Source organism: Novosphingobium sp. 32-60-15 (assembly GCF_002280675.1).
In the GTDB taxonomy this organism is placed as follows: domain Bacteria; phylum Pseudomonadota; class Alphaproteobacteria; order Sphingomonadales; family Sphingomonadaceae; genus Novosphingobium.
Map to the genome: position 1 here is coordinate 210,940 of NZ_NCEN01000004.1, position 24,207 is coordinate 235,146.

Genomic DNA, 24,207 nt, shown 5'->3' on the forward strand with positions numbered 1-24,207 from the left:
TCAGTTTTTATGGGCGACTTTCCTTGCCACTAACGCAGCGGGGCCTGTCCGTCGAAGGATAAATTACCTTCGTGTCAGTGGGAAAAACGCCCAGAAACGCTAGGTAATTGCAACCGCAACTTGATTTGCGATACGGGCAAGCCGCTCGGCCCATTCGGCTTGGCCTTTTGGCGTGTCGATCAGGTCCTGCCGCACTTCAATGCCAAGATAGGGACGGCCATCGGCCTCTGCGTGGCGATTCATCGTCGCGTTGAGAAGTTTGCCCGAATAGGGAAGCTGGTCGCCGACATTCAGACCTTCGCCTGTCAGCATGGGGATTGCGATGCGGGCGGCGCGGTCGTCTTCGTTATACAGCACGCCGACATGCCATGGGCGCGGCTCTTCGCTGGATGCAAGGTGAGGCGTGAAGCTGTGAAGTGACAGGATCAGCGCCTGCGGAGTGTTGGCCAAGAGGTTTTCAAGCGCCGTGTGATAGGGGTGGAAGAACCTAGTCAGGCGTGCTTCTTGGCCAGCGTGATCAAGCGCGTTGCCGGGGATAGCGTGACCGTCGCTTGCGATGGGGACTACGGTTGGCAAGTGTTCTTCGCGGTTGAAATCGCAGACCAGACGGCTGACATTGCCTTGGAACGCAGCAAAGCCGGGGCGCTGGGCCATCAGTTCCCCAATCGCGCCAACACCGATGTCGACGGCGATGTGCTGATTGAGCAGATCGGGCGCGATGCCGAGAGCGATGTCGTCTGGCACGCGGTTCGAGGCATGATCGGATACGACGAGAATGCCGCCAAAGCGGGGAGTGCCGATAAGGCGGTAGGCCTCGCTCATCGCAGCGCTCCGACCATTGTCCACCATTCGCGGGGCATGGCTCGTTCGGCTGCGTCACGCTGCTCAGACGTGTCGTAAAGCGCAAAGCATGTTGCACCAGAGCCGGACATCCGCGCGATCCATGAGTCTGTCTTGCGCAATGTGGCAAGCACGTCAGCAATCTGCGGGACCAATTCGAGCGCGGGGGCTTCAAGATCATTGCGGCCATTGAGCGTCATTTCGCGCAAGTTTTCTCCTGCAAGCGGTCCATGATCAACCCCGTCCCAGCCTTTGAACACAGGGCCGGTGGCGAGCGGAATGCGCGGGTTTACCAGCAGAACCGCGCATCCCGCCAGATCATTGGTGACGGGTTCAAGTTCAGTGCCTGTGCCGCGCCCGATGCAGGCGCGGCTTTCAACGCAAGCAGGTACATCCGCGCCCAGCTTTGCGGCCTTTTCACGCCAGTCATCAGGCAAGCCAAAGGCGCGCTCAACCATGCGGAAAATGGCACCTGCATCGGCAGAGCCGCCGCCCAGACCCGCTGCGACGGGCAGGTTCTTTTCAAGCGTAACGGCCCAGCCTGCCCCGTGCGGCAAACCGGCCAGTGCCCTGGCAACGATATTGCCGGACGGATCATCCAGCGCGCCGCAAAATTCGCCCGTTACGCGCAATTCATCGCGAGGAGCAGACGTTGCGGACAATTCATCGCCCGCATCGACAAAGGCGAACAGCGTTTCCAGCGCGTGATAGCCGTCTTCCCGGCGTTCGCGCACGTGCAACGCAAGGTTGATCTTAGCAAAAGCGGTTTCGCGCATTATTCCTCCCCTCCCCGTTGAGGGGAGGAACGTGCCTCACATGTTCGGATAGTTAGGTCCGCCGCCGCCTTCGGGTGTGACCCATTCGATGTTCTGGGTCATGTCCTTGATATCGCAGGTTTTGCAGTGGACACAGTTTTGCGCGTTGATTTGCAAGCGCGGATTGCCCTCTTCAACGCCGATGTATTCATAGACGCCTGCGGGGCAATACCGCGCTTCGGGGCCTGCGTAGATCGGCAGGTTGATGCGGGTGGGTACCGTGGGGTCTTTGAGCACGAGGTGGCACGGCTGGTCTTCCTCGTGGTTAGTATAGGAAAAGGCCACGCTGGTGAGACGATCGAACGTGATCGTGCCGTCGGGCTTGGGATAGACGATAGGCTTATACAAGTCGGCGCGCTGCGTAGCCTCGGCGTCCTTGTGGTGCTTCATCGGCTTCCAGATGCCGAAGCCGCCGATGGTGCGCAGCCACATGTCAGCGCCTGCCAGGACAGTACCCAGCTCGCCACCAAATTTGGCAACGAGTGGCTGGGCGTTCTGAACCTTTTTAAGTTCGGTGGCGATCCAGCTTTCGCGGACGGCAGTGTCGTATTCGACCATGTCGTCCTTTTCGCGGCCAGCGGCCATGGCAGCGACAATCGAGTCCGCCGCCAGCATTCCGCTTTTCATAGCGGTGTGGCTGCCCTTGATGCGGGGCACATTGACGAAGCCTGCCGAGCACCCGATCAGCGCGCCACCCGGGAATGACAAGCGCGGCACAGACTGCCAGCCGCCTTCGTTAATCGCCCGCGCGCCATAAGATACGCGGCGACCGCCTTCGAGAATTTCGCGTATCGCAGGGTGCTGCTTCCAGCGCTGGAACTCTTCGAAAGGATAGACGTAAGGGTTTGCATAATCGAGTGCAGTAACAAAGCCCAGAGCCACCTGATTGTTCGATTGATGGTAAAGGAAGCCACCGCCCCATGAATCTGATTCAGAGAGCGGCCAGCCTTGGGTGTGCAAAACGCGGCCCGGGACGTGCTTTTCGGGATCGATATCCCACAATTCCTTGATGCCGATGCCATAGACTTGCGGTTCGCAATCACGCTCAAGATCAAAGTGCGCTTTCAGCCGCTTGGTCAGATGGCCTCGTGCGCCTTCGGCAAACAGCGTGTACTTTGCGTGGAGTTCCATGCCGGGCTGGTAATCACCCTTGTGCGAGCCATCTTTGGCAACACCCATGTCACCTGTAGCCACGCCCATGACAGAACCGCTTTCATCAAACAGCACTTCTGCAGCGGCAAAACCGGGGAAGATTTCAACACCCAGTTCCATCGCCTGTTCAGAAAGCCAGCGGCACAAATTGCCCAGGCTACCGGTATAGTTGCCATGGTTGGACATGAACGGAGGCATCGGCCAATGCGGAATGCTGACTTTGCCGGTCTTGGACAATACCCAGTGCCAGTTATCTGTCACCGGCGTTTCGGCCATGGGGCAGCCCTGATCCCGCCATTCGGGCAGAAGCTCGTCCAAAGCCTTCGGATCAACAACGGCGCCCGAAAGAATATGCGCACCGATTTCCGAGCCCTTTTCCAGAACACAGACCGCAATATCCGGATTGGCCTGCTTCAACCGGATTGAAGCGGCCAAGCCAGCTGGCCCACCACCCACGATGACCACATCATACGGCATCGATTCCCGTTCGCTCATGCCCGCGTACTCCCGACTATATGCGCATTCGAATTCGCTTTATGCCTTGAAAGAGGCCACCGGGAAGGTCAAGACCGCAAATTGGACTAGGAGGATGGACAGCTTGCCCGACACGCCGGAGGTAAAACACGCAAACTGGAGCGAAGCCCTTACGGCAGCGCTGGACTGGTGGCGTGATGCCGGGGTGGACGGGACATTCGTGGACGACCCGCAAGACTGGCTGGCGCAGAACCATCGCCAACCTGATCCTGCCGTCCCTGCCCCGATGAAGCCATTGCGCGAATTGGTGGCAGAACGTGATTCGCCGCCTGCTCCGGTGGTGATTGATCGTTCAGGCTGGCCGCAAACGCTTGAGGCATTCAACGCCTGGTGGCTAACCGAAGAGCCACTTGCTCCGCCAGGTTTGCGCCGCTTGGCTCCAATCGGTCAGGCACAAGCAGAATTGATGATCCTGGTGCCGATGCCTTCAGTCGATGATGGCGATAGCTTGTTGAGCGGGCGTACGGGCCGGCTGCTTGACGCAATGCTGTCAGCAATGGGCATCTCGCGCGCTGAGGCATATCTCGCCTCGGCCTTGCCCGCACATATTCCCATGTCGGATTGGGCAGCACTGCGTGCGATGGGTTTGGGCGAGGTTCTGTTGCATCACATCACCATCGCGGCGCCCAATCGGCTCCTCATTTTAGGCGCAACAGGCGTTTCAGCGCTTCTTGGACACGATCCAACGAATTTGGCTCACAGTTTACGCGCAATTAATCAAGAGTCTTCACAGATTGCCGCGATGTCGGCTTGGGATCTTGATGCCATGCTGGCACGCCCGGTTTTGAAAGCCGGGTTCTGGGGCCGCTGGCTCGATTGGACGGGAACGAAACCATAGTGAAAATGGCTTGCGCTGCACGATGCACGCTTCTGACGCTGGCAACTTCGGTCGCTGCGTTTGCCGCTATGCCTGCTTTCGCCAATAGCGCCGCGGTCGATTATTTTCGGGGCCGCGCTGATCGTACTGCCGTGCCATCCCTGCTGAGCCAGGATGACCGTTCTTATTACAAAACGCTGTTCGGGGCGATTGACAAGGAAGACTGGTCGCAAGTCCAGTCCTTGTTCGCGCAACGCGCTGATGGTCCGCTGCACACAGTTGCCCGCGCACAATACATGCTTGCCGCCAATTCGCCGAAAGCCGAACTGGTGCCGCTTACCGATGCTTTGCATGCTGCCCCCAACCTTCCCTGGGCAGAGCAGTTGGGCAAGCTTGCCTTAAAGCGCGGCGCAATTGCCATTCCTGATCTGCCGCAAGCACAGCGCTTCGTTTCACTGCCAACGGTAACAAAGCGCATCCGGCCCCGCTCAATCACCGATGGCACAATGCCTGAAAGCGTGGCTGCTGCTATTGTTGACCGGATCAAGTTTGACGATCCCGTTGGCGCCCGGGTGCTGCTTGATGGCGTAGACGCAACGCTTTCGCCTGAAGCCCGCGCAGAGTGGCGCCAGAAAATTGGCTGGGCGTTCTATATTGAAAACGATGACGCCACAGCCCGCGCAATATCGCTGACCGCAGCCGATGGAAGCGGTCCGTGGGTTGCCGAGGCATATTGGACGGCAGGGTTGGCAAGCTGGCGTTTGGGCGATTGCCTTGCCGCCGCTGATGCTTTTACCAAATCGGCATCGCAGTCCCACAACGACGAACTGGGGGCTGCAGCGCATTATTGGGCGGGACGTGCTGCGATGCGTTGTCGCAAACCTGAAATGGTTGCCGCATCACTGCGGTCCGCGGCGCGTTTTGGTGAAACACTTTACGGCATGATGGCGCAAGAAGCGCTGGGCATGCGCGAAAGCACGCGATCAGCCGCACCTGATTTCTCTCCTAGCGATTGGCAAAATCTTCGTAACGTAGCCAATATCCGCACGGCGGTGCAACTTGCCGAAATCGGCAAAGATGGCCTGGCCGACGAGGTTCTGCGGCATCAGGCGCGGATCGGTGATCCTGCACAATATGCGCCGCTTTCGCGTTTGGCGCGCGACCTTGGCCTGCCATCAACGCAATTGTGGATGGCGTACAATGCGCCCACGGGTGCGCGACCCGATGAATCCGCACGCTTCCCTGCACCAAAATGGGTGCCTGCTACGGGTTGGAAAGTTGATCCAGCCCTGCTGTTTGCGCATTCATTGCAGGAATCAAACTTCCGCACATCGGTGACAAGTCCCGCAGGGGCCAAAGGCCTGATGCAGCTTCGTCCCGGCACTGCTCGCGATATGGCACGGGCAGAACCCTTGATGGCAGGGCGCGATAGCCAGCTTGAACTGCCCGACGTAAACCTTGCCTTTGGCCAGCAATATCTACAGCAATTGCGAAATTCTGAAGCTACGCAGGGTCTGTTGCCGAAAGTCATGGCGGCATATAACGCAGGCCCAATGCCCGTTTCGCGCTGGAATACGGATATACGCGGCGGCACTGATCCACTTTTGTGGATGGAATCAATTCCCTACTGGGAGACGCGTGGATACGTTTCCATCGTGATGCGCAATTACTGGATGTATGAGCGTCAAGCCGGAGGCCCTTCCGAAAGCCGCCTCGGCCTTGTTCAAGGCATGTGGCCCAAATTCCCCGGCCTTGAAGGTGCAGAAAACGTCCGGCCAGAACATGTCAGGATTGCATCGCGTGGCAATTGATCCCGCTCGGCAATTCAAGCCTATCAATATTGCACTGCTGACAGTGTCCGATACGCGCACTGCTGCCGACGACACATCCGGTGATATTTTGGCAGAGCGAGTCAAGGCATCCGGCCACAAACTGGCAACGCGCGCCTTGGAAAAGGACGATGCCGATCGCATCGCAAACCGGCTGAACAACTGGATTGATGATCGCTCGGTTGATGCGGTGATTATCACGGGCGGAACCGGCCTTACGGGCCGTGACGTTACGCCTGAAGCGCTTGACCGGGTAAAGACGCGTGACATTCCCGGATTTGGTGAGCTGTTCCGCTGGCTGAGTTACAAGACCATCGGCACAAGCACGATACAATCGCGCGCTTGCGCCGTGGTTGCGCGCGGAACGTATATCTTCGCACTGCCGGGATCAAATGGCGCCGTGAAAGACGGGTGGGATGGCATCTTGGCCGAGCAACTCGATAGCCGCAACCGGCCCTGCAATTTCGTTGAGCTTATGCCAAGATTGCTTGAAAAATAGCCCGTATTGATGCGCTGCGCCGCGCTCAGATCAATACAGCACCCGCAAGGACGCAGCTTACGGCGAAAAGCGCAATCACTGTAGCAATCTCGACTGATCGCAAAGCATCGCGTCTCAGCCAATCTTTACGCATTGTTATAACGGGTGGCTCATCGCGTTTTTCAGGGTGACCTACGCTTCGTCCGTGGATTGATTCGACCGCATGGAAATGCCGGTTCGTCATCTTGCGGCACGCGATGCATACATCGGCAAGGAAGACTGAAAGCCATCGTCAGAAGAACCTGTCGCGGGCATGACACCTGATAGCAACAGCTTATGCATCGCTTCGAAGCCGGTGTTGCTTAAAGTAATCCAGCGAACCCGCTGATCTACCTGATCATTGTTGCGCTCTAACAGCCCTTCTTTAACCAACATCCCGATCCAGCGAAGCGCTGTGGTCGGCGGGACGCCCGAGGCGATGCAAACGCTCTTCACGCTCGCTTTGCGGCCTTCGCGGCGCAGCACATAGAGTTCGAGCAAGATGTCCCAGCTTGGATCGGCAAATAGCGTACTTGCGAAAAACTCGTTCCGTTTGCGACGGAAACGATAAATTTCCTTTGCAAGCAGCAGAGCGGCTTCATCGCCAGACGACGGCTGATGCGTGGCTGCCTTATGCAGGCGGATGAAAGGTTGATCCTGATCGCGTGCGCTGCCCTCAGTTGAATTAATCAACTCACCAAGTTGAGCCCACACTTGCCGTAGGCGAGGAATATCTAAAACATCACTGGATGCCGACATGTCAACTCAACCCCTTTTCAAAAAACATCATGGTCACGATATCCGCCCATCACAGAGGACGAGGAATTCTTATCATACTGTAGCTGCGCACATTTTTTCCCGAGACAGTTGCCCAAAGAATGATCAACGCAGCACTTAGGCGCAGGCCGATCTGAACTTCTTCACGCGCGAATATTCCGACTTGCATGCCCAGATATTGGGTTAATCCCGCACTGGCTTTGACGAGGAAAATTGCAGCGATAATCAAGGGCCAGAACCGCGCCGTTTTTAAAGCGACCCAAACCGAAATACCTAACTCCACTGCGTATGAAATGACCTCAACCGATTGGAACTTGATACCGTTCGCGTTCGATAGGGCGACCTCAGCAGTTTGCAGCACAACGAAAGCTGCAATCATCGAACCCAATATCCGCTCTTCCGGCTGCCCTATGAACGCTGTAAACAATGCTACAATCATGCAGACAATTGACGTGGCCGCAGCAAATAAAACCAAACCGCTGCTCACATCCATTATCACCATTTCAAAAAGACTACCTTCGCTTTTTGGCATTCAGCATTTAAACAAAAAGTTGTCCAAGCCACACCGACTTGTTAATTCAAAGCTGGAGCAACCTCTGTAATCAAAATGATCAGAAGAGCGATAGAAGCAGCGGCTGTCGTAATGGCAGCAATTCTACCAGCCAGACCTGCGGTACGATCAATCACTTCAAGCACGCTGGATTTCGCTTCTAAGCTAAGACCTCCATCCAAAAATGTGGTTTTCAAGAGCGGCACGTCCACACCGTTAACTTTTGGATCGGCCGTCTCCTTCTCAAAATACTTAGTAGGACTTTGACCATCGGGAATGGAGGATTCTACCTGATATTCCGCACCTGTCAGATTTAGACAGGTTACTTGAGCCCTCTCATATGCCCTTGCCAGATCTGCACGGCTATGAACTCCGAACTTGCGCCGAACAGATTGAAGGCGCTGTTCGACAGCCGACGGCGAGATGCCGAGCATCAGAGCGATCTCCTTGTTCGTGCGACGATCACAAACAAATTGAAGCACTTCCACCTGCTTATCCGTCAGGCCCGCACAATCACCATCCGCTTCGTGAACTATAACTTTCGTTACCATATGGCCGAGTTCCACAAACAGTGCACGGTCCAAGCTTCGATGTGCATTCCCAAATCAGCTACCCCCAAGCTTTTTACGCCCTTGTAACAGAGCCTAACATTTTAGAGCCTGATTCAAAATTATCCTTCGTAAATTCATAACCTTGCGATGCGGCGGGCGAAGAGCTGGATCGAGGCTATGAACAGCCATGCGGTTGCTGACGCGATGGTTTGCTCGAAATCCTTGGCCAATCGGCGGTTTCGATTCAGCCATGCCAGCGTCCGCTCTACGACCCAACGGCGTGGAAGGACCACGAAACCCCTGGCGGTATCGGACCGTTTGACGATCTCGAGGTTCCATTTGCCGATCCGGCTCAGCGCCTGCCGGAGTTTGTCTCCAGCATAGCCGCCATCGGCAAACACATGGCGCAGCCACGGGAAACGCTTGATGATCTCGGTCAGCACCAGCGGTGCACCGTCTCTGTCCTGAATGTCGGCGGTGTGGATCACGGCGTGGACCAGATTGCCCTCGGTGTCGGTGAGGATGTGGCGCTTGCGGCCCTTGATCTTCTTGCCCGCATCATAGCCGTGAGGACCGCCGGATTCGGTGGTTTTGACGCTCTGGCTGTCGATGACCCCGGCACTGGGCGAGGCATCGCGCCCGGTCGCCTCGCGTCCGATCAGCAATAGGGCATGATTGAGCGACAACCAGAGCCGGTTGTCCCGCCAAAGGTAAAACCAGCGCCGCACTGTCGAGACCGGCGGAAAGCACGGTGGCAGCATCCGCCACGGCAGACCGCCGCGCAACAGATACAGGATCGCCTCGATAATCCGCCGCAGCGGCCACTTGCGCGGACGGCCCACATGCGACGGCGGCGGCAAAAACGGCTCAAGCAGCGCCCATTCAGCGTCGGTCAAATCACTTGGCAAAGCCAAGTCCGCGCGGGCATACTGCGTCCGAGTGGTGTCGGTCCACATCGTTGATCTCCGGTAGTCTTCGCAAAACCACCTGAATCAACGACTTGGGCTGGCGTCAAGCTAACCCACTGATACCACTCAACTTAGTTTCGGATCAGGCACTTAGAGAGTACCTGTGCACATTCAATCAACCGGCAGAAACAGCAATCTAGGTAAAATCAGATAGATGTCGAACGATTTTTACATCCGACGTCGACCTATGCCTATGCGGTCCTAACTGGCCCTTTGGGGAAAAGTTCCCAAAAATTATAGAAAGGTGACATTTTTGCCAGGGAAAATCATTTGACGGATAGTCCCTAACGAACGTTTACCATGATTGCGCGACTCAGCATCATTAGCTAGCGTAACAGAGTGAGCACTTTCATATATGGAGCGTGCCACAATTGCAGAACAGAATGCGAAGATCGTTTTGTCCTAAGCCCTAACCAATGTCGGATTTTCAAGACGAAGCCCATTGATAGCTGGCAAACTGCACACGCAGGTCTTTCTTGCTGATCTTTCCGGTTCCCGTATGCGGAATTTGATCTACGAACGCTACCGCGTCGGGCACCCACCACTTCGCAACATGACCTGCCAGAAAATCGCGCAGATCGTCCTCTGATACTTCTGCGCCGGGCTTTTTGACCACGATGAGCAAAGGCCGCTCGTCCCATTTGGGATGGGACACTCCAATTGCAGCAGCTTCGGCGACAGCGGGATGGCCTATTGCCGCGTTTTCCAACTCGACCGAACTTATCCATTCACCGCCTGATTTGATCACATCTTTCGTGCGATCCGTCAGTTGCAGGGTGCCATCAGGGTAAATCAAGCCAACGTCGCCGGTGTCAAACCATTGACCCGCAGTAACCGCGTCTTGTTCCGCTTTGAAGTAGCGCTTTACCACCCAAGGCCCCCGCACTTGCAGGGCCCCGGCAGTTGTGCCGTCGCGTGGCAGTACTTTGCCCGGATCATCCAGATCGACGCAGCGGATCTCTACACCGAATGGCGGACGCCCTTGCATCGATTTGACGGTGACTTTCTCATCAAACGTCAATTCATTCCAATTCCACGTTTCAGCACCGGTAGTGCCGATGGGCGAAGTTTCGGTCATCCCCCATGCGTGAGCCACACGGATGCCCTGGCGCATGAGGCGTTCAATCATTGCACGCGGCATAGCCGAGCCACCACATACGACAGTTTCGAGGCTTGGGGGGAAATGACCTCCGTTGGCATCGATATGCTGTAGCAAGGCCATCCATACGGTTGGCACGCCCGCCGAACATGTCACCTTTTCGCGTTCGATAAGGCCGCACAAAACCGCGCCTTCATTGACGGCGGAATAGACAAATTTTGCTCCGGCAGCAGCACCAGCCCACGGCAAGCCCCAACTGGCAGCGTGGAACATCGGCACGATCGGCAGCATGACCGAACGGCAATCCATTCCGAACACCGGCGGGCTAATCGCGCTTAAGGCGTGCAGCATGGTGGACCGGTTTTCGTAGATTACGCCTTTGGGGTTTCCGGTCGTGCCACTCGTGTAACACAACATACAAGCATCGCGTTCGTCGCCGTCAGACCATTCTGTTTGACCGTCTTCCTCCCCGATCCATTCTTCAAAATGGATTGCAGGTTCGCTGCTGTCGAAACAGATGTAATGTTCAATGGTGGGCCAGCGGGGCTTCATCCGTTCAACAATGGGCGCCCAGACCTTGTCAAACAGCAACACGCGATCTTCGGCATGGTTGACGATATAGTCGAGTTGATCATCAAACAGACGCGGATTGATGGTGTGAAGAATTCCGCCCGCGCCGACCGCGCCGTACCACGTGACCAGATGGCGCGAATGGTTCATCGCCAGCGTTGCAATCCTGTCGCCAGACTGGATGCCGAGGCGGCGCAAAGCTTGTGTCATGCGTAAGGCATCATGGCGGATGCCCGACCAGTTGGTACGCGTTTCCGCTCCATCGGCCCAGAGACTAACAATTTCACGCGAGCCATGTTCGCGCGCAGCGTAATCGATCAGGTGTGTTACCCGCAGCTTCCAGTCCTGCATTGCGCCCAGCTGCTGCATCAGATCTCTCTCCGGTTATTGTTATTCCACCAGCCGCAGATGCCTTTCCGGCCTTGCGGTCAGCGCCACATTGGCAAGTCCTTCTATCGGAATCAATCGTTCGATTAAATCGCTATCAAGTTTAAAATTGTTGCCAAGCCGGACAAGTGGTTCACGCGCCCCCCCGGTCTTCAGCCGCGCCAGCACCTCACCCTTGGCTTCGCTGTCGCGCGGCAGCAGAAGGGCAAGTTCGGCAATGGCTTCGGGCCGGGTGACTTCAAGCTGCAATTGCATACGCGATGCACTGGTCACTGACGCCAAAGGACGCGCTCCACGCACCGTTACGCGCGGCGCCTCATCCGGGTTTGGTCGATCAAGCTCAACGTTGAGAAGAACGCAGGTACCCTCTTTCGCCCATTGCTGGAACGGTTCGACCAGACTTTCTTCAAAGCAAGAGGCAGAGAACAGGCCGGTGCTGTCCGAGAAATCTGCCATGACGAAGTCCTTGCCCTTCTTCGTCTTGCGCTTCTGCACGTTCTCAACCAACGCGGCCATGACAGCAGCCGAGCGGCCCGCCGCTTCGCCCGTGCTACCAATCAAGCTGCCAAATGTGCGCGCACCGTTGGCCGATGCGACAGCGCGATATTCCTCAACCGGATGCGCCGCGAAATAGAAGCCGAAGTTCTCTCGCTCAGCCGTCATCTGATCCGAACGCGACCATGGCTTTGTATCAGCAAGGCGCGTGGCGGGCACCGCGTGATCGTCACCTCCAAACAGGCCGCCCTGCCCCGAAGTGCGCGAGCGCGAGGCTTCGTCGGCCACCGCCATCAGCAATTCGGCGTTGGCGATAACTTGCGCACGGTTTGGTTCAAGGCAATCAAGCGCGCCGCCTGCAGCCAAAGCTTCCAACTGCCGCCGGTTCATTGAGCCTGCCGGAATGCGTCGGAACAAGTCATCAAGCGATGCAAATGCGCCCTTGGTTTCGCGTTCCTCGACGATCTGTTCCATCGCCTTTTCGCCAACGTTGCGAAGGCCCGCCAAGGCATAGCGCACGGCATAGCCATCATGCGTGCGCTCAACCGTAAATTCGGCAACCGAGTGATTGATGTCAGGCCCTGCCAACGCCACGTTGTTGCGGCGCATGTCATCGACAAAGATCGCAAGCTTTTCCGACTGGTGCATATCAAAGCACATCGAAGCGGCATAAAATTCGTGCGGGTAGTGCGTCTTGAGCCATGCGGTTTGATAGGCAAGCAGCGCATAGGCGGCTGCGTGGGATTTGTTGAAGCCATAGCCTGCGAACTTGTCGATCAAATCGAAAAGTTCATTGGCCTTGCCCTTTTCAATGCCGGAAACGGTTTTGCAGCCATCGGCAAAGCGCTGGCGCTGGGCATCCATTTCCTTCTGGTCTTTTTTGCCCATCGCGCGGCGCAAAAGGTCGGCATCGCCGAGCGAATAGCCCGCGAGGATCTGCGCGGCTTGCATGACCTGTTCCTGATAAACGAAAATCCCGTAAGTTTCGGCCAGGATCACGCTCAGTTTTTCGTGAGGATATTCAATCGCCTCAAGCCCGTTCTTGCGGCGGCCAAACAGCGGGATGTTGTCCATTGGCCCCGGGCGATAGAGCGAGACGAGCGCGATAATGTCACCAAAGTTGGTCGGCTTTACCGCCGCCAGCGTGCGCCGCATGCCTTCGGATTCCAGCTGGAACACGCCGACCGTATCGCCCGATTGGAGCAGTTTGTAAGTCTGTTCATCATCCCATGCGAGAGCAGACAGATCAATGTCGATCTGGCGCTTGCCGAGCAAGTCCACCGCCTTGCGCAAGACTGACAGCGTTTTGAGGCCGAGAAAGTCGAACTTGACCAACCCGGCATCTTCAACGTGCTTCATGTCGAACTGCGTCACCGGCATGTCGGAGCGCGGATCGCGGTAGAGCGGCACGAGTTGCGCCAAGGGGCGGTCACCGATCACCACACCGGCGGCGTGAGTGGAACTGTTGCGGGGCAAACCTTCAAGCTGCATCGCAAGATCGATCAGGCGTTTGACCTCGGGATCGCGGTCATATTCGCGCTTCAGTTCGAGTACGCCGTTCAAGGCGCGCGGCAATGGCCAAGGGTCTGTCGGATGGTTGGGCACCATCTTGCACAGCCGGTCGGTCTGGCCATAGCTCATTTGCAGGATGCGGCCTGTATCGCGCAGCACCGCACGGGCCTTCAGCTTGCCGAACGTGATGATCTGGGCGACGTGGTCCTGCCCGTACTTTTGCTGGACATAGCGGATAACCTCGCCGCGCCGCGTTTCGCAGAAGTCGATATCGAAGTCTGGCATGGAAACGCGTTCAGGGTTGAGGAAGCGTTCGAACAGCAGTCCTAGCTTGATCGGGTCAAGATCGGTAATGGTCAGCGCCCACGCCACCAGCGAGCCTGCACCGGAGCCACGCCCCGGCCCAACCGGAATGCCTTGGTCCTTGGCCCACTTGATAAAATCGGCAACGATCAGGAAGTACCCGCCAAAGCCCATGCGGTTGATGATGCCGACTTCAAATTCCAGCCGCTGACGATAGCCGCAGACTTCTTCCCACACGCCAACCGCTGCAAGTTGCGGATAGTCCGCCGCGTCAGGTTCAACGTCAGGCCCGATGCACAACACGCGTTCCAGTTCTTCGTGCGTGTCTTCGGGATAATAAGGGCGCAGCCGCAGAACGAGGCCCTTTCGACTATCGGCCGCGCACATCCGCGCTTCGCCTTCCTGATCGCCTGCAAGGCTAGGCAGGATTGGCTTGCGCTTTGGCGGCATCACCGCGCAGCGTTGCGCGACGACCAGCGTATTGGCGATGGCTTCGGGAAGGTCCTTGAACAATTCCTCCATCACTTCGGCAGGTTTGATCCACCATTCACGGCTTGAACGGGGGCGATCAGTGCTGTCGACGTGGGTTGAACTGGCGATGCACAACATAGCATCGTGCGCTTCGTAAAAACCTCGTTCGGCAAAGCATGCCGGGTTTGTGGCAACCAGCGGCAAGTCGCGCGCATAGGCAAGATCGATCAGCGCCGCTTCGGCTGCGTCCTCAACCGGATCATTGCGGCGGGCCAGTTCAATGTAGAGCCGGTTCGGGAACAGTTCTTGCAACCGGTCAGCATAGGCTAGCGCCGCAGCTTCCTGTTCACCGCCAAACAACCGCGTGAGCGCACCTTCACCCGAAGCTGTAAGGCATATCAGGCCACCGGTGTGGCCGACAAGGTCTGCCAGCATGACATGCGGCGCAAATTCGAGAGGCCTGTCCAAGTGTGCGCGGCTGACGAGGTGGCACAAGTTGTCATAGCCCACCGTATCCTGCGCATAGAGCGCAAGCCAATCAATGGTAGGCTGGGTTGTGCCAAATCCGGTCGCCGCACCCTCGCGTTCAGGTCGTGCGACGGCGAGCATCGTGCCGATAACCGGTTGAACGCCCATTTCCTTGCACGCTTTGGCAAAGGCGACCGAGCCATAAAGGCCGTTCCGGTCGGTAATCGCCACGCCGGGAAAGCCACGCTCAGCCGCTGTTTTGGCAATGGCCTTGGGGTCCACGGCCCCGTCGAGCATCGTGTAGGACGAAAAGACGCGAAGCGGGACGAACGTGGCATGGGGCATGGCTAACAGGTAAGCAAAAGGCCGCAGTCTTTCGAGTGGTGTGGCCTTTTTTTCCCCTGTTGTAAGCGTCGCGCTTCAGAGCAGCGCTTCAATGTCTTTCGCAATGCTTTCCGGCTTGTCGGTTGATGCGTAGCGGCGCACCACTTTGCCATCGCGGCCGATCAGGAACTTGGTGAAGTTCCACTTGATTGCCTTGGTCCCAAGCACGCCGGGAGCTTCGGCCTTGAGCCATTCATAAAGCGGATCAGCGCCCGCACCATTGACTTCGATCTTGGCCATCAGCGGGAAGCTGAGGCCGAAGTTAACCTTGCAGAAGCTTTCGATTTCATCAGGGCCGCCGGGTTCCTGGCCACCAAACTGGTTGCAGGGGAAAGCCAGCACTTCAAATCCGCGCTCTCCATACTTTTTCCAGAGCGCTTCCAGCCCGTCATATTGCGGGGTGAAGCCACATTTGGACGCGGTGTTGACCACCAGCAAGACCTTGCCGACCTTTTCGGCCAGATCAATCACCTCACCATTGGGCTTTTTCGCTTTGAAATCAGCGATAGTGTGTGGACCGCTCATGTTCATTTCCCCATGTTCGCTAAACGATTATGCCCCGCCGCCAATTGTCCGCAACACACCTTCGTGCAAGCGCACCACCCGATCCATGCGCAGTGCCAGACGTTCGTTGTGCGTCGCAATCAAAGCCGAACTGCCCTCGCCGCGCACCAGCTTGAGGAATTCCTCCAACACGCGATCAGCTGTGGCTTCATCAAGGTTGCCGGTTGGTTCATCGGCCAGAACCAACTCAGGCCGGTTGGCCAGCGCACGCGCCACGGCGACACGCTGCTGTTCACCACCCGAAAGCTGACTTGGTCGGTGATCCAGCCGTTGGCCAAGTCCCAATGCGCTGAGCAATTCAGTGGCCCGCACATCAGCCGTTGACCGTTCTGTCCCTGCCACAAGCTGCGGCAAAACGACGTTTTCGAGCGCGTTGAAATCTGCCAGCAAGTGGTGGAACTGATAAACAAAGCCCAAATGATCGCGGCGCAGGGCCGTGCGATCATCGCCTGAAAGCTTTGATGCATCTGTCCCGGCAATCTCGATCAAACCTGAAAAGCCGCCTTCCAACAGGCCGATGGCTTGGAGCATCGTTGATTTGCCCGATCCCGAAGGACCCAGCAGCGCAACGATTTCGCCCGGCTGGATTTCAAGGTTAACCCCGCGCAAGACGTCAATCGTCACACCACCCTGACTGAAAGAGCGGCGCAGATCACGCAGACGGACAATCGGTTCATTCATAACGCAGCACCTGAACAGGATCCGTGCTTGCCGCCTTCATCGCCGGGTAAAGCGTGGCGAGGAAGCTGAACAACAACGCCATCACGCTGATCGTTGCAATCTCGACAGGGTCGGACCGGCTTGGCAATTCGGTGAGGAACCGGATGGATGGATCCCACAGATTCTGGCCGGTCACAAATTGAATGGCATTGACGATCGGTTGGCGGAAAAACAGGAATATGAAGCCTAGCAGCAGACCAGAAAGTGTGCCGAGCGCTCCGATCACGAAGCCGATGGTGACAAACACTTTCAGCAACGATTTGCGCGTTGCGCCCATTGTCCGCAAAATGGCAATGTCCCGCGTTTTGGCGCGCACCAACATGATCAGCGATGACAGGATATTGAACACCGCCACCAGCACGATGATCGAAAGAACGACGAACATCGCCACCCGCTCAACTGCCAAGGCCTCGAACAAGCTGGCGTTCATCGTCCGCCAATCTGTGACAACGGCTTGCCCCGCCAGTTCCTGTTTGAGCGGGCCGAGCGTATCCATCACAGTATCGGCATTCTTCGTGGTCACCTCGATCATGCCAATCGCATCACCACTGAGCAGCAGAGTTTGCGCATCCTGTATCGGCATGACGACATAGGCCTGATCGTAGTCGTAGATACCAATTTCGAACAGTGCCGAGACGGTATAGGCGATTTCTCGCGGTACGGTGCCAAATGGGGTGGAACGGCCTTGCGGATTGATGATCGTGATCGTGTCACCCACCCGTGCGCCAAGGTTTTCAGCGAGGCGCGCACCCAGCGCAACGTTGTTTGCACCGGGCCGCAGCGCGCCAATCACACCGTCGACGCGCTTGGCTTCGAGGTCCTTGATATCGCCAGCAGTGTTGCCGCGCACGAGAATGGCTTCTACCCGCCCGTTAAAACTGGCGAGTAGCGGCTGTTCGATCAGCGGCGAGGCATGGGTGACGCCCTCGGTCCGCTCAACCTTTTTGAGGATTTCCTGCCAGTTATCGAGCCTGCCGCCGTAGGCCTGAATGATTGCATGACCGTTCAGCCCGACGATCTTGTCCAGAAGTTCAGCGCGAAAGCCGTTCATCACGCTCATCACGATGACTAGCGCAGCCACGCCAAGCATCACCGCGACCAGACTGATCCCGGCAACCAGCGCAATAAACGCCTCCCCTCGGCCAGGCATCATATAGCGCTTGGCAATGGTCCATTCGAACGGAGAGAGGATCAAGCAGAGGCCCTTTTGGAAGATGTTAGCCTAATTGGCCTGCCCGGATGTAGGGCGCGGCGCAAAAAACGGCAATGGCTGTGCTATCCGCAATCTGCTTGAAGCGAAATGATTTGGACTTTGAGCCTAGTAGGGCGATGGTTCCAGCGCTTCCAACTCGGCAAGCCGTTCGCGCATGCGGCGCAGTTCGGCCAAACGGCGCGATCTTTCGCAAGAAATTGGCAAGGCTGCCAGCACCGTGACGCCGACATAAAGCTGGAAGAACTGGATTCTATCGCCGTAAGCCACATCCATCAGCGCGATTGGCCCCAATTCGAAGGCGGTCAACGCACCTCCGATCAGGATCAGGGCAACAGGCATTGCGGCAATCAGCGCTTCTTCCAGCATGGCCGAGCCAACGACGACAAACAGCAGCGGAAACACCAGCAAAGCCCGCATATCGAGCACGAAGACCGCAGTGGTCAACAGCGCGAAGCCTCCCAGGACCATTGCGGCAAATGGCCAGCTTTCCGAATTCGGCAGGCAATTGCGTCCGCGCGACCATCGCGAATACGTAAAGCGGAAAACGGGCAGGCAAGTAATAAGGCCAAGTGAATGGCCGATAATCCAATGCGTGAAGTTTTCAAGGAAAGGGGCATCGTTAGTGACCCCTGCGACCATTGCTGCACAAGCACCACTGACAAGCGGAATGATCAAGCCGATGCCGATATAAAATCCCGCGACCCATTCAAGCGTCTCGTCCGGCCAAAACGCGAGTGTTATCCTGCGCATTATCATTGCCGCCGCAGCAGCCTCGGCGATATTGATCAAAGCCAAAGGGACTGATGCTGCCCAACCAAAGCCGAAAAGACCCGTCGCCGTAACGCTGGCGACCAAACACGCCAGCAACCAGGGGCCCCAGCGCTGTTCGGGTATAGTCACCAACCGCCCCGCCAATTGGGCACCGGCAATCCAGACCATCGCAACACCGCCGGTGAACCGCGCGAAGCTTACAGTCAGCGCTGCTAAAGCAAAGAAAACCAAAGCAACGCCGATGGGGCTGGAAAGGAAGCGAGATATGCGCATCCCCATATTGTGGAGCCGCATGGTTAAGATTTTGCCTTTAAAACAGATAGGTATTGTCAAGAACGACGATGTGGTTGTTCCATATTAAAAGCAGAAACCCCCAATCAGGCCACGCATTCGCACTGGCCAATATCGCCCAATTTTGCACCGTTTGCCGCCATTCATGGCACATTGCCCACTGACATGCGCAGCTTGCACTTGCTATCCTGAGCAAAGGTCGTCATTTGGGCGCCAGAAGTTGGCCGGTGCTTTTGCGCCCACGCGAGTCCATAGGACCCATGATTTCACAGAACGAATTTCGCGATGAAACCCCGTGGGACATCGATTCCGATGACGACAAGCTGCGCGAGGAGTGCGGCATCTTCGGCGTACTCGGCGTACGTGACGCTGCGGCGACAGCGGCTTTAGGGCTTCACGCTTTGCAGCACCGCGGACAAGAAGCGGTTGGTATCACCAGTTTCGATGGCCAGGAATTCTATTCGCGCAAGGGCATTGGCCACGTTGCGGCGAATTTTTCGACCGGATCGGCGATTGCCGAATTGCCCGGAATGATGGCTTCGGGCCACGTGCGGTACTCCACAACTGGTGGCGCGGGCCTGCGCAATGTGCAGCCACTGTTTGCCGATCTTGCCTCGGGCGGGTTTGCAATTGCGCACAACGGCAACATTTCCAATGCGATGTTCCTGAAGCGCGATCTGGTTCGCAAAGGCGCGATCTTCCAATCCACTTCCGATACCGAGGTGATCATTCACCTTGTGGCGACAAGCCGCTACCCCACCCTGCTTGACCGCTTTGTCGATGCATTGCGTCTGGTAGAAGGCGCTTATTCGCTTATCTGCATGACACCCGAAGGCATGATTGCCTGCCGCGATCCACTGGGCATTCGCCCGCTGGTCATGGGCAAAATGGGCGATGCGGTCGTGTTTGCTTCTGAAACTGTAGCGCTTGACGTGGTTGGAGCAGATTTCCTGCGCGAGATTGAGCCGGGCGAACTCGTCCAGGTCGATCTTGACGGCAATCTGAGTAGCCACCGCCCGTTCGGCAAGCCCGAAGCGCGCCCTTGTATCTTTGAACACGTCTATTTCAGCCGTCCTGATTCGATCATGGGTGGCCGTTCGGTCTATCAGGTCCGCAAGGAAATCGGCGCGCAATTGGCAATCGAAAGCCCCGCAAACGCTGATATCGTGATCCCCGTCCCCGACAGCGGCGTTCCTGCTGCGCTGGGCTATGCGCAGCAATCGGGCATTCCGTTTGAGCTCGGCATCATTCGTTCGCACTACGTCGGCCGCACTTTCATCCAGCCTTCGGATGGCGCGCGCAACGCCGATGTGAAGCGCAAGCATAACGCCAACCGTGCGCTGGTTGCGGGCAAGCGGATTGTGCTGATTGATGATTCGATTGTGCGCGGCACGACCAGCCTGAAGATCGTACAGATGATGCGGGACGCCGGTGCGGCTGAAGTTCACATGCGCATTGCCAGCCCCCCGACCGAGCATTCGTGCTTCTACGGGGTCGACACGCCTGAACGCTCAAAGCTGCTGGCAGCGCGTATGGATGTACAAGCCATGGCCGATTTCATCCACGCCGATAGCCTTGCCTTCGTTTCCATCGATGGCCTTTATCGCGCAGTTGGCGAAGCACAGCGCAACAACGCATGCCCGCAATACTGCGACGCTTGCTTCAGCGGCGAATACCCCACACGCCTGACGGACCTTGGTGAACGGGACAACCCCGCACAATTGTCGTTCGCGGTCGAAAAGGTCGCGTAAATGAGCAGCGCGGGTCCGTTCGCTGGCCAATTGGCGCTGGTTACAGGCGCCAGTCGTGGCATCGGTGCAGCAACAGCCAAGGCATTGGCCGCAGCCGGCGCGCACGTGATCCTTGTGTCCCGTGCAGCCAAAGACCTTGAAAAGATCGAGCAGGACATTTTCGACGCAGGCGGCAGTGCCACGATTGCGCCGGTTGATCTGGCCGAAGCAGACGGCATCGCACGGCTTGCCACGGCAATTTCGGGCCGCTGGGATGCGCTCGATATCATGGTAATCAACGCAGCGGCTTTCCCCACGTTGACCCCTGTGTGGCAAATTGATCCGCGCGAATTCAACAATGCTTTGACGCTGAATGTGCTGGCCACCCAAGCACTGCTTGCAGGCTTTGACGGCATGCTGCGCAAAAGCAAAGACGCGCGTCTGATTGGCGTGACCAGCAGTGTCGGTGCATCCCCAAGGGCTTATTGGGCCGCTTATGGTTCATCCAAGGCTGCGTTTGACGTGTTGCTTGATTGCTATGGGCAAGAAACGCGCAATACATCGGCAATTCGCGTTGCCGTGCTTGATCCGGGGGCAACCCGCACCAAGATGCGCGCCAAGGCGTACCCCGGCGAAGATCCGGCAAGCGTGAAGCCTCCCGAAGTGGTGGCAGATCGGATCGTGGCACTTCTTGGTGAACAATTTGCCAGTCCGCACCGCGAACGGGTTAACCACGCTTAATAATTTAGAATTAATGCCCTTAGGCGATTCTTGAGCTCAATCCCGCAAGCTTCTCTTGCTGGAAAAAGTGACAGATTTAAGGGCGTGGTTTGATGAACACCACCAACACTGAATGGAATGTAGGGACTTACGGCCAAGCCGCCTTTGAGGATCGCTGTGCCCCGCGCCAACGCGTGAATATTCCAGCGGTCTTACGTCCATCGGGGGAACGCGGTTTCAATACGGTGGTTGTCGATCTGGCGCTGGCCGGGTTCTGTGCAAACTCGGTCCACCGCATGTATCCCGGAAACCGGTGCTGGTTGAGCCTGCCCAACATGGAATCATTGCTGGCCGAAGTCGTATGGTGGGACAGCGGCCGCGTCGGCTGTGCCTTTGACAAACTGCTCAGCCCGATTGTTCACGACAACATCCTGGTCCGCTTTCGCGGTGATGGCGTTTTCAGGAACGTTTAACGAGCGTTACCTGGGCGACATTGATCCCGCCGCCGCGAAATCCGCCTTCACAATACATCAGATAATAACGCCACAAGTCTATGAATTTGCGGTCAAAGCCTGCTGGCAAAGCATTGCTTGCCACCGCATGGTCAACCGCATCGCGCCACAACTTCAACGTGCGCGCATAATCGAGGCCAAAATCATGCTGGTCCTCCCAACTTAGTCCGCGTTCAGCAGCCAGCACTTTGAATTCGCGCTCACTGATCAGCAGGCCGCCGGGAAAAACATAGGCCTGAATAAAGTCGGCGCTGGCGGCATAGGCATCGAACAATTCATCGCGGATGGTGATGTATTGCAACGCTGCCCTGCCCCCCGGCTTGAGGCAGCGGGCAAGGCAATCAAAATACGACGGCCAATATTCGCGGCCCACGGCTTCGACCATTTCGACGCTGGCAATGGCGTCGAACTGCCCTTCGACATCGCGGTAATCCTGATGCAGGTAGTCGATCCCGGTCAGCCCCGAGGTTGCCAGTTCGCGCCGTGCCCAATCCAGTTGCTCGTCGGACAGACTGATCCCGGTCACGCGCGCACCCGACGTTTCGGCCAACCGCCGCGCAAGGTAGCCCCATCCGCAGCCAATTTCGAGAACATGACTTCCCGGCTTCAGCGCCAGCCTGTCGCCCAGACGGTCAACCTTGTTGGCCTGTGCTTGTGCCAGCGACGCATTGTCCGGAAGCCCATCCCACAAGGCGCTCGAATAGCTCATCGTTTCATCAAGCCACAGGCGATAAAAGTCATTGCCGAGATCGTAATGCGCCGCAATGTTGCGCCGGGCCTGTGCCTTGGAGTTGCGGCGCGCGATGTTGAGCAGCCTTCCAGCCCAGCGCCACGGTCCTTTCGCGCGGCCGGTATCACCCAGTGTATCGGCGTTGCGCATGAACAGATCAAAGATCAACACAGGGTCGGGGCTGTCCCACTCACCTGCGACCCACGCCTCATACCAGCCAATGGAACCTGCCGTCGCCAAACGGACCAGTGCATGCCAGCTTTTCAGATGGATATAAGCGGTGGGCCCTTCGCCACGGCCACCGACAGTGCGCGATGATCCATCAGGTAGTTTGGCATGGATCGTTCCGCTGACCAGACCCCGGTCAATCCGCTCAACCGCGGTGTTGAACGATCCTGCAAACAACTTTGCAACCCAGCGGCCGGTGGCGGAAATGTTCCGTCCCCCTGCCACCAGATGCCGTCCCCTGATTGGCGTCTGTGCGTTCATAATTGGCCTATGCGGTGGCCCGCAACATCGCGCAAGATCATGCGTGCTTCATCAGATCATGTGCAGCCAAAGCCCGCGCCCGCGCTTCGGTGTGCGCGATGATTTTGGCGGGATAACCGCGGGGAGGAATGGCTGGATCGTGGATCTTGTCATCGGACAAATGCGCCAGTTCAGGCACCCAACGCCGGATGTATTCCGCAGCGTCAAATTTTGGACTTTGCGTTAGCGGTGCCATGATCCGCACGAACATGTTGGAGTCAACACCTGTCCCCGCAGTCCATTGCCAATTCACGGCGTTTGATCCGTAATCGGCATCAACCAGCGTGTCCCAGAACCAGCGCTCACCCTCGCGCCAATCAATCAGCAGGTGCTTCACCAAAAAGCTCGCAGCGATCATCCGCACGCGATTGTGCATCCATCCGGTGTGCCACAATTCGCGCATACCGGCATCCACAATGGGATAGCCTGTTTTGCCTTGTTGCCACGCTTTCAGTCCTTCGGGGTCATCCCTCCAGTGCAACCGGTCGTAAGCTTCGCGGGCATTGCGCGTGCCGTAGTCTGGGAACTGCATGATCACGTTCTGCGCATAATCGCGCCAGCCCAACTCGCTTAGGAACACGTCGACCGTGCCACCGGCATCAGCCACGCGCGGCCAGATCATGGCTGGCGAAATTTCGCCAAAATGCAGATGCGGGGATAATCGCGACGTGCCTTCGACCGAGGGCAGATTGCGGCATTCGCTGTAGCGGGCGGCTCTATCGACGAAGTCGTCAAGACGTCGCAAGGCCCCTGATTCTCCCGGCGTCCATTCATCGCGAAAGCCGCCTGCCCAATCGGGCCTCGTCGGCAGCAAATCCCAGTCATTCAAGGTGTCGCTGGCGGGCCAAACGTCCGGTGCCGCGAGCAGTGTCGGCGCGGGCATCGGCGGTGCTGGCGGCATGCGGTCGCGCAATGCGTTCCAGAATGGCGTATAGATCTTGTACGGTGCCCCGCCGCCGGTCAGAACAGTTCCCGCAGGCGCAAGGTAATTGCCATCATGCAGCACCAGTGTGAACGTCTTGGCCACAGCCCGTTCGGCATTGCGCCACCACGGTTCGTAATGATGCAGCGCATGGATTGTCCGCGCGCCGGTTTCGCGGCGGATCGCGGCCAATTCCTCATGGCACTTGCCCCGGCGCAAGATCAGACGCGACCCGAGCTTTTGCAACGAAGCATCAAGACTGGCCAAGCTGTGATGCAGCCACCAACGCGAGGCCCCACCCATCCGGTGATGTTTTGCCAATTCATCATCAAGGACATAAACAGCGATGACGGGGCCTTCTGCCGCAGCAGCGACCAGTGCGGCTTGATCGGCAAGACGCAAATCGCGCCGAAACCACACGATGGACGGGGAAACTCCAGCAAGCGACGTCACGATCTGTTTTTCCT

General features: G+C 57.3%; 21 protein-coding genes. 6 read left to right on the forward strand and 15 right to left on the reverse strand.

Features of this window, described 5'->3' with window-relative positions; translation table 11 throughout:
- Positions 1-99 precede the first annotated feature (99 nt).
- Genes B7Y89_RS04990 through B7Y89_RS05000 form a run of 3 tightly spaced genes read right to left on the reverse strand, consistent with a single transcriptional unit; the run spans position 100 to position 3,302 of the window.
- Positions 100-822 carry an N-formylglutamate amidohydrolase gene (locus B7Y89_RS04990; RefSeq protein WP_292936311.1) on the reverse strand — a complete coding sequence of 241 codons (723 nt, stop codon included), beginning with the start codon at positions 820-822 and terminating at the stop codon, positions 100-102.
- Positions 819-1,616 carry a 4-(cytidine 5'-diphospho)-2-C-methyl-D-erythritol kinase gene (locus B7Y89_RS04995; RefSeq protein WP_292936312.1) on the reverse strand — a complete coding sequence of 266 codons (798 nt, stop codon included), beginning with the start codon at positions 1,614-1,616 and terminating at the stop codon, positions 819-821. The genes B7Y89_RS04990 and B7Y89_RS04995 overlap by 4 nt, the downstream gene beginning before the upstream one ends.
- Before the next feature lie 36 nt (positions 1,617-1,652).
- A complete protein-coding gene (locus B7Y89_RS05000; protein WP_292936314.1) occupies positions 1,653-3,302 on the reverse strand; it encodes an electron transfer flavoprotein-ubiquinone oxidoreductase in 1,650 nt (549 codons plus the stop codon).
- A 103-nt stretch (positions 3,303-3,405) separates the two neighbouring features.
- On the opposite strand from B7Y89_RS05000, the gene B7Y89_RS05005 reads away from it, so the two are divergent.
- The 3 genes from B7Y89_RS05005 to moaB are packed head-to-tail and all read left to right on the forward strand — an operon-like array spanning position 3,406 to position 6,486.
- A complete protein-coding gene (locus B7Y89_RS05005) occupies positions 3,406-4,179 on the forward strand; it encodes a hypothetical protein (RefSeq protein ID WP_292936316.1) in 774 nt (257 codons plus the stop codon).
- A gap of 5 nt (positions 4,180-4,184) precedes the next feature.
- Positions 4,185-5,969, forward strand: a complete 1,785-nt coding sequence (locus B7Y89_RS05010) for a lytic transglycosylase domain-containing protein (RefSeq protein WP_292936318.1) — start codon at positions 4,185-4,187, stop codon at positions 5,967-5,969.
- Complete coding sequence (gene moaB, locus B7Y89_RS05015; protein WP_292936320.1) at positions 5,959-6,486, forward strand: molybdenum cofactor biosynthesis protein B; 528 nt, start codon at positions 5,959-5,961, stop codon at positions 6,484-6,486. The genes B7Y89_RS05010 and moaB overlap by 11 nt, the downstream gene beginning before the upstream one ends.
- Before the next feature lie 219 nt (positions 6,487-6,705).
- On the opposite strand, the gene B7Y89_RS05020 is transcribed toward moaB, so the two are convergent.
- The 10 genes from B7Y89_RS05020 to B7Y89_RS05065 all read right to left on the reverse strand — a co-directional run bounded on the left by B7Y89_RS05020 (position 6,706) and on the right by B7Y89_RS05065 (position 18,601).
- Positions 6,706-7,263, reverse strand: coding sequence for a MarR family winged helix-turn-helix transcriptional regulator (locus B7Y89_RS05020; RefSeq protein ID WP_292936322.1), 558 nt, complete (start codon positions 7,261-7,263; stop codon positions 6,706-6,708).
- Between the two features lie 49 nt (positions 7,264-7,312).
- Positions 7,313-7,813 (reverse strand): hypothetical protein, encoded by a 501-nt coding sequence (locus B7Y89_RS05025; RefSeq protein WP_292936324.1) that lies wholly within the window; start codon positions 7,811-7,813, stop codon positions 7,313-7,315.
- A 41-nt stretch (positions 7,814-7,854) separates the two neighbouring features.
- The gene (locus B7Y89_RS05030) at positions 7,855-8,415 is read right to left on the reverse strand and encodes a helix-turn-helix transcriptional regulator (RefSeq protein ID WP_292936325.1); all 561 of its coding nucleotides are present in this window, start codon (positions 8,413-8,415) and stop codon (positions 7,855-7,857) included.
- A 101-nt stretch (positions 8,416-8,516) separates the two neighbouring features.
- Positions 8,517-9,338: an IS5 family transposase gene (locus B7Y89_RS05035; protein ID WP_292936327.1), complete on the reverse strand. Its 822-nt coding sequence runs from the start codon at positions 9,336-9,338 to the stop codon at positions 8,517-8,519.
- 439 nt (positions 9,339-9,777) lie between these two features.
- A complete protein-coding gene (locus tag B7Y89_RS05040) occupies positions 9,778-11,388 on the reverse strand; it encodes a long-chain fatty acid--CoA ligase (protein WP_292936329.1) in 1,611 nt (536 codons plus the stop codon).
- A gap of 21 nt (positions 11,389-11,409) precedes the next feature.
- Positions 11,410-15,000 carry a DNA polymerase III subunit alpha gene (gene dnaE, locus B7Y89_RS05045; RefSeq protein WP_292936331.1) on the reverse strand — a complete coding sequence of 1,197 codons (3,591 nt, stop codon included), beginning with the start codon at positions 14,998-15,000 and terminating at the stop codon, positions 11,410-11,412.
- A gap of 75 nt (positions 15,001-15,075) precedes the next feature.
- Entirely contained in the window at positions 15,076-15,564 is a 489-nt protein-coding gene (locus B7Y89_RS05050; protein WP_292936332.1) for a glutathione peroxidase, read from the reverse strand.
- A gap of 27 nt (positions 15,565-15,591) precedes the next feature.
- Complete coding sequence (locus B7Y89_RS05055; RefSeq protein ID WP_292936334.1) at positions 15,592-16,284, reverse strand: ABC transporter ATP-binding protein; 693 nt, start codon at positions 16,282-16,284, stop codon at positions 15,592-15,594.
- Positions 16,277-17,518: a lipoprotein-releasing ABC transporter permease subunit gene (locus tag B7Y89_RS05060; RefSeq protein WP_292936336.1), complete on the reverse strand. Its 1,242-nt coding sequence runs from the start codon at positions 17,516-17,518 to the stop codon at positions 16,277-16,279. Before B7Y89_RS05060 ends, B7Y89_RS05055 begins: the two co-directional genes overlap by 8 nt.
- Positions 17,519-17,641: 123 nt before the next feature.
- The gene (locus B7Y89_RS05065; protein WP_292936337.1) at positions 17,642-18,601 is read right to left on the reverse strand and encodes an MASE1 domain-containing protein; all 960 of its coding nucleotides are present in this window, start codon (positions 18,599-18,601) and stop codon (positions 17,642-17,644) included.
- A gap of 257 nt (positions 18,602-18,858) precedes the next feature.
- Here B7Y89_RS05065 and purF point away from each other — a divergent pair, with 257 nt between their 5' ends.
- From purF to B7Y89_RS05080, 3 genes are all read left to right on the forward strand, one after another.
- Positions 18,859-20,349: an amidophosphoribosyltransferase gene (gene purF / locus B7Y89_RS05070; RefSeq protein WP_292936339.1), complete on the forward strand. Its 1,491-nt coding sequence runs from the start codon at positions 18,859-18,861 to the stop codon at positions 20,347-20,349.
- A complete protein-coding gene (locus B7Y89_RS05075; protein WP_292936341.1) occupies positions 20,350-21,069 on the forward strand; it encodes an SDR family NAD(P)-dependent oxidoreductase in 720 nt (239 codons plus the stop codon).
- Positions 21,070-21,161: 92 nt separating this feature from the next.
- Positions 21,162-21,521: a PilZ domain-containing protein gene (locus B7Y89_RS05080; RefSeq protein WP_292936342.1), complete on the forward strand. Its 360-nt coding sequence runs from the start codon at positions 21,162-21,164 to the stop codon at positions 21,519-21,521.
- Here B7Y89_RS05080 and B7Y89_RS05085 read toward each other — a convergent pair.
- Both B7Y89_RS05085 and B7Y89_RS05090 read right to left on the reverse strand, forming a co-directional pair.
- Entirely contained in the window at positions 21,508-22,779 is a 1,272-nt protein-coding gene (locus B7Y89_RS05085; RefSeq protein ID WP_292936343.1) for a cyclopropane-fatty-acyl-phospholipid synthase family protein, read from the reverse strand. The genes B7Y89_RS05080 and B7Y89_RS05085 overlap by 14 nt on opposite strands.
- A gap of 37 nt (positions 22,780-22,816) precedes the next feature.
- On the reverse strand, positions 22,817-24,193 hold the full coding sequence (locus tag B7Y89_RS05090) for a deoxyribodipyrimidine photo-lyase (RefSeq protein ID WP_292936345.1): 1,377 nt from the start codon (positions 24,191-24,193) through the stop codon (positions 22,817-22,819).
- Between the last annotated feature and the right edge of the window lie 14 nt (positions 24,194-24,207).

Coding starts and splice junctions, on each gene's coding strand:
- B7Y89_RS05000 (WP_292936314.1), bottom strand. CDS start 3,302: ATGAGCGAACGGGAATCGATGCCGTATGATGTGGTCATCGTGGGTGGT.
- B7Y89_RS05055 (WP_292936334.1), bottom strand. CDS start 16,284: ATGAATGAACCGATTGTCCGTCTGCGTGATCTGCGCCGCTCTTTCAGT.
- B7Y89_RS05065 (WP_292936337.1), bottom strand. CDS start 18,601: ATGCGGCTCCACAATATGGGGATGCGCATATCTCGCTTCCTTTCCAGC.
- B7Y89_RS04995 (WP_292936312.1), bottom strand. CDS start 1,616: ATGCGCGAAACCGCTTTTGCTAAGATCAACCTTGCGTTGCACGTGCGC.
- B7Y89_RS04990 (WP_292936311.1), bottom strand. CDS start 822: ATGAGCGAGGCCTACCGCCTTATCGGCACTCCCCGCTTTGGCGGCATT.
- B7Y89_RS05020 (WP_292936322.1), bottom strand. CDS start 7,263: ATGTCGGCATCCAGTGATGTTTTAGATATTCCTCGCCTACGGCAAGTG.
- B7Y89_RS05075 (WP_292936341.1), top strand. CDS start 20,350: ATGAGCAGCGCGGGTCCGTTCGCTGGCCAATTGGCGCTGGTTACAGGC.
- B7Y89_RS05050 (WP_292936332.1), bottom strand. CDS start 15,564: ATGAGCGGTCCACACACTATCGCTGATTTCAAAGCGAAAAAGCCCAAT.
- B7Y89_RS05080 (WP_292936342.1), top strand. CDS start 21,162: ATGAACACCACCAACACTGAATGGAATGTAGGGACTTACGGCCAAGCC.
- B7Y89_RS05025 (WP_292936324.1), bottom strand. CDS start 7,813: ATGCCAAAAAGCGAAGGTAGTCTTTTTGAAATGGTGATAATGGATGTG.
- B7Y89_RS05085 (WP_292936343.1), bottom strand. CDS start 22,779: ATGAACGCACAGACGCCAATCAGGGGACGGCATCTGGTGGCAGGGGGA.
- B7Y89_RS05040 (WP_292936329.1), bottom strand. CDS start 11,388: ATGCAGCAGCTGGGCGCAATGCAGGACTGGAAGCTGCGGGTAACACAC.
- B7Y89_RS05035 (WP_292936327.1), bottom strand. CDS start 9,338: ATGTGGACCGACACCACTCGGACGCAGTATGCCCGCGCGGACTTGGCT.
- dnaE (WP_292936331.1), bottom strand. CDS start 15,000: ATGCCCCATGCCACGTTCGTCCCGCTTCGCGTCTTTTCGTCCTACACG.
- purF (WP_292936339.1), top strand. CDS start 18,859: ATGATTTCACAGAACGAATTTCGCGATGAAACCCCGTGGGACATCGAT.
- B7Y89_RS05010 (WP_292936318.1), top strand. CDS start 4,185: ATGGCTTGCGCTGCACGATGCACGCTTCTGACGCTGGCAACTTCGGTC.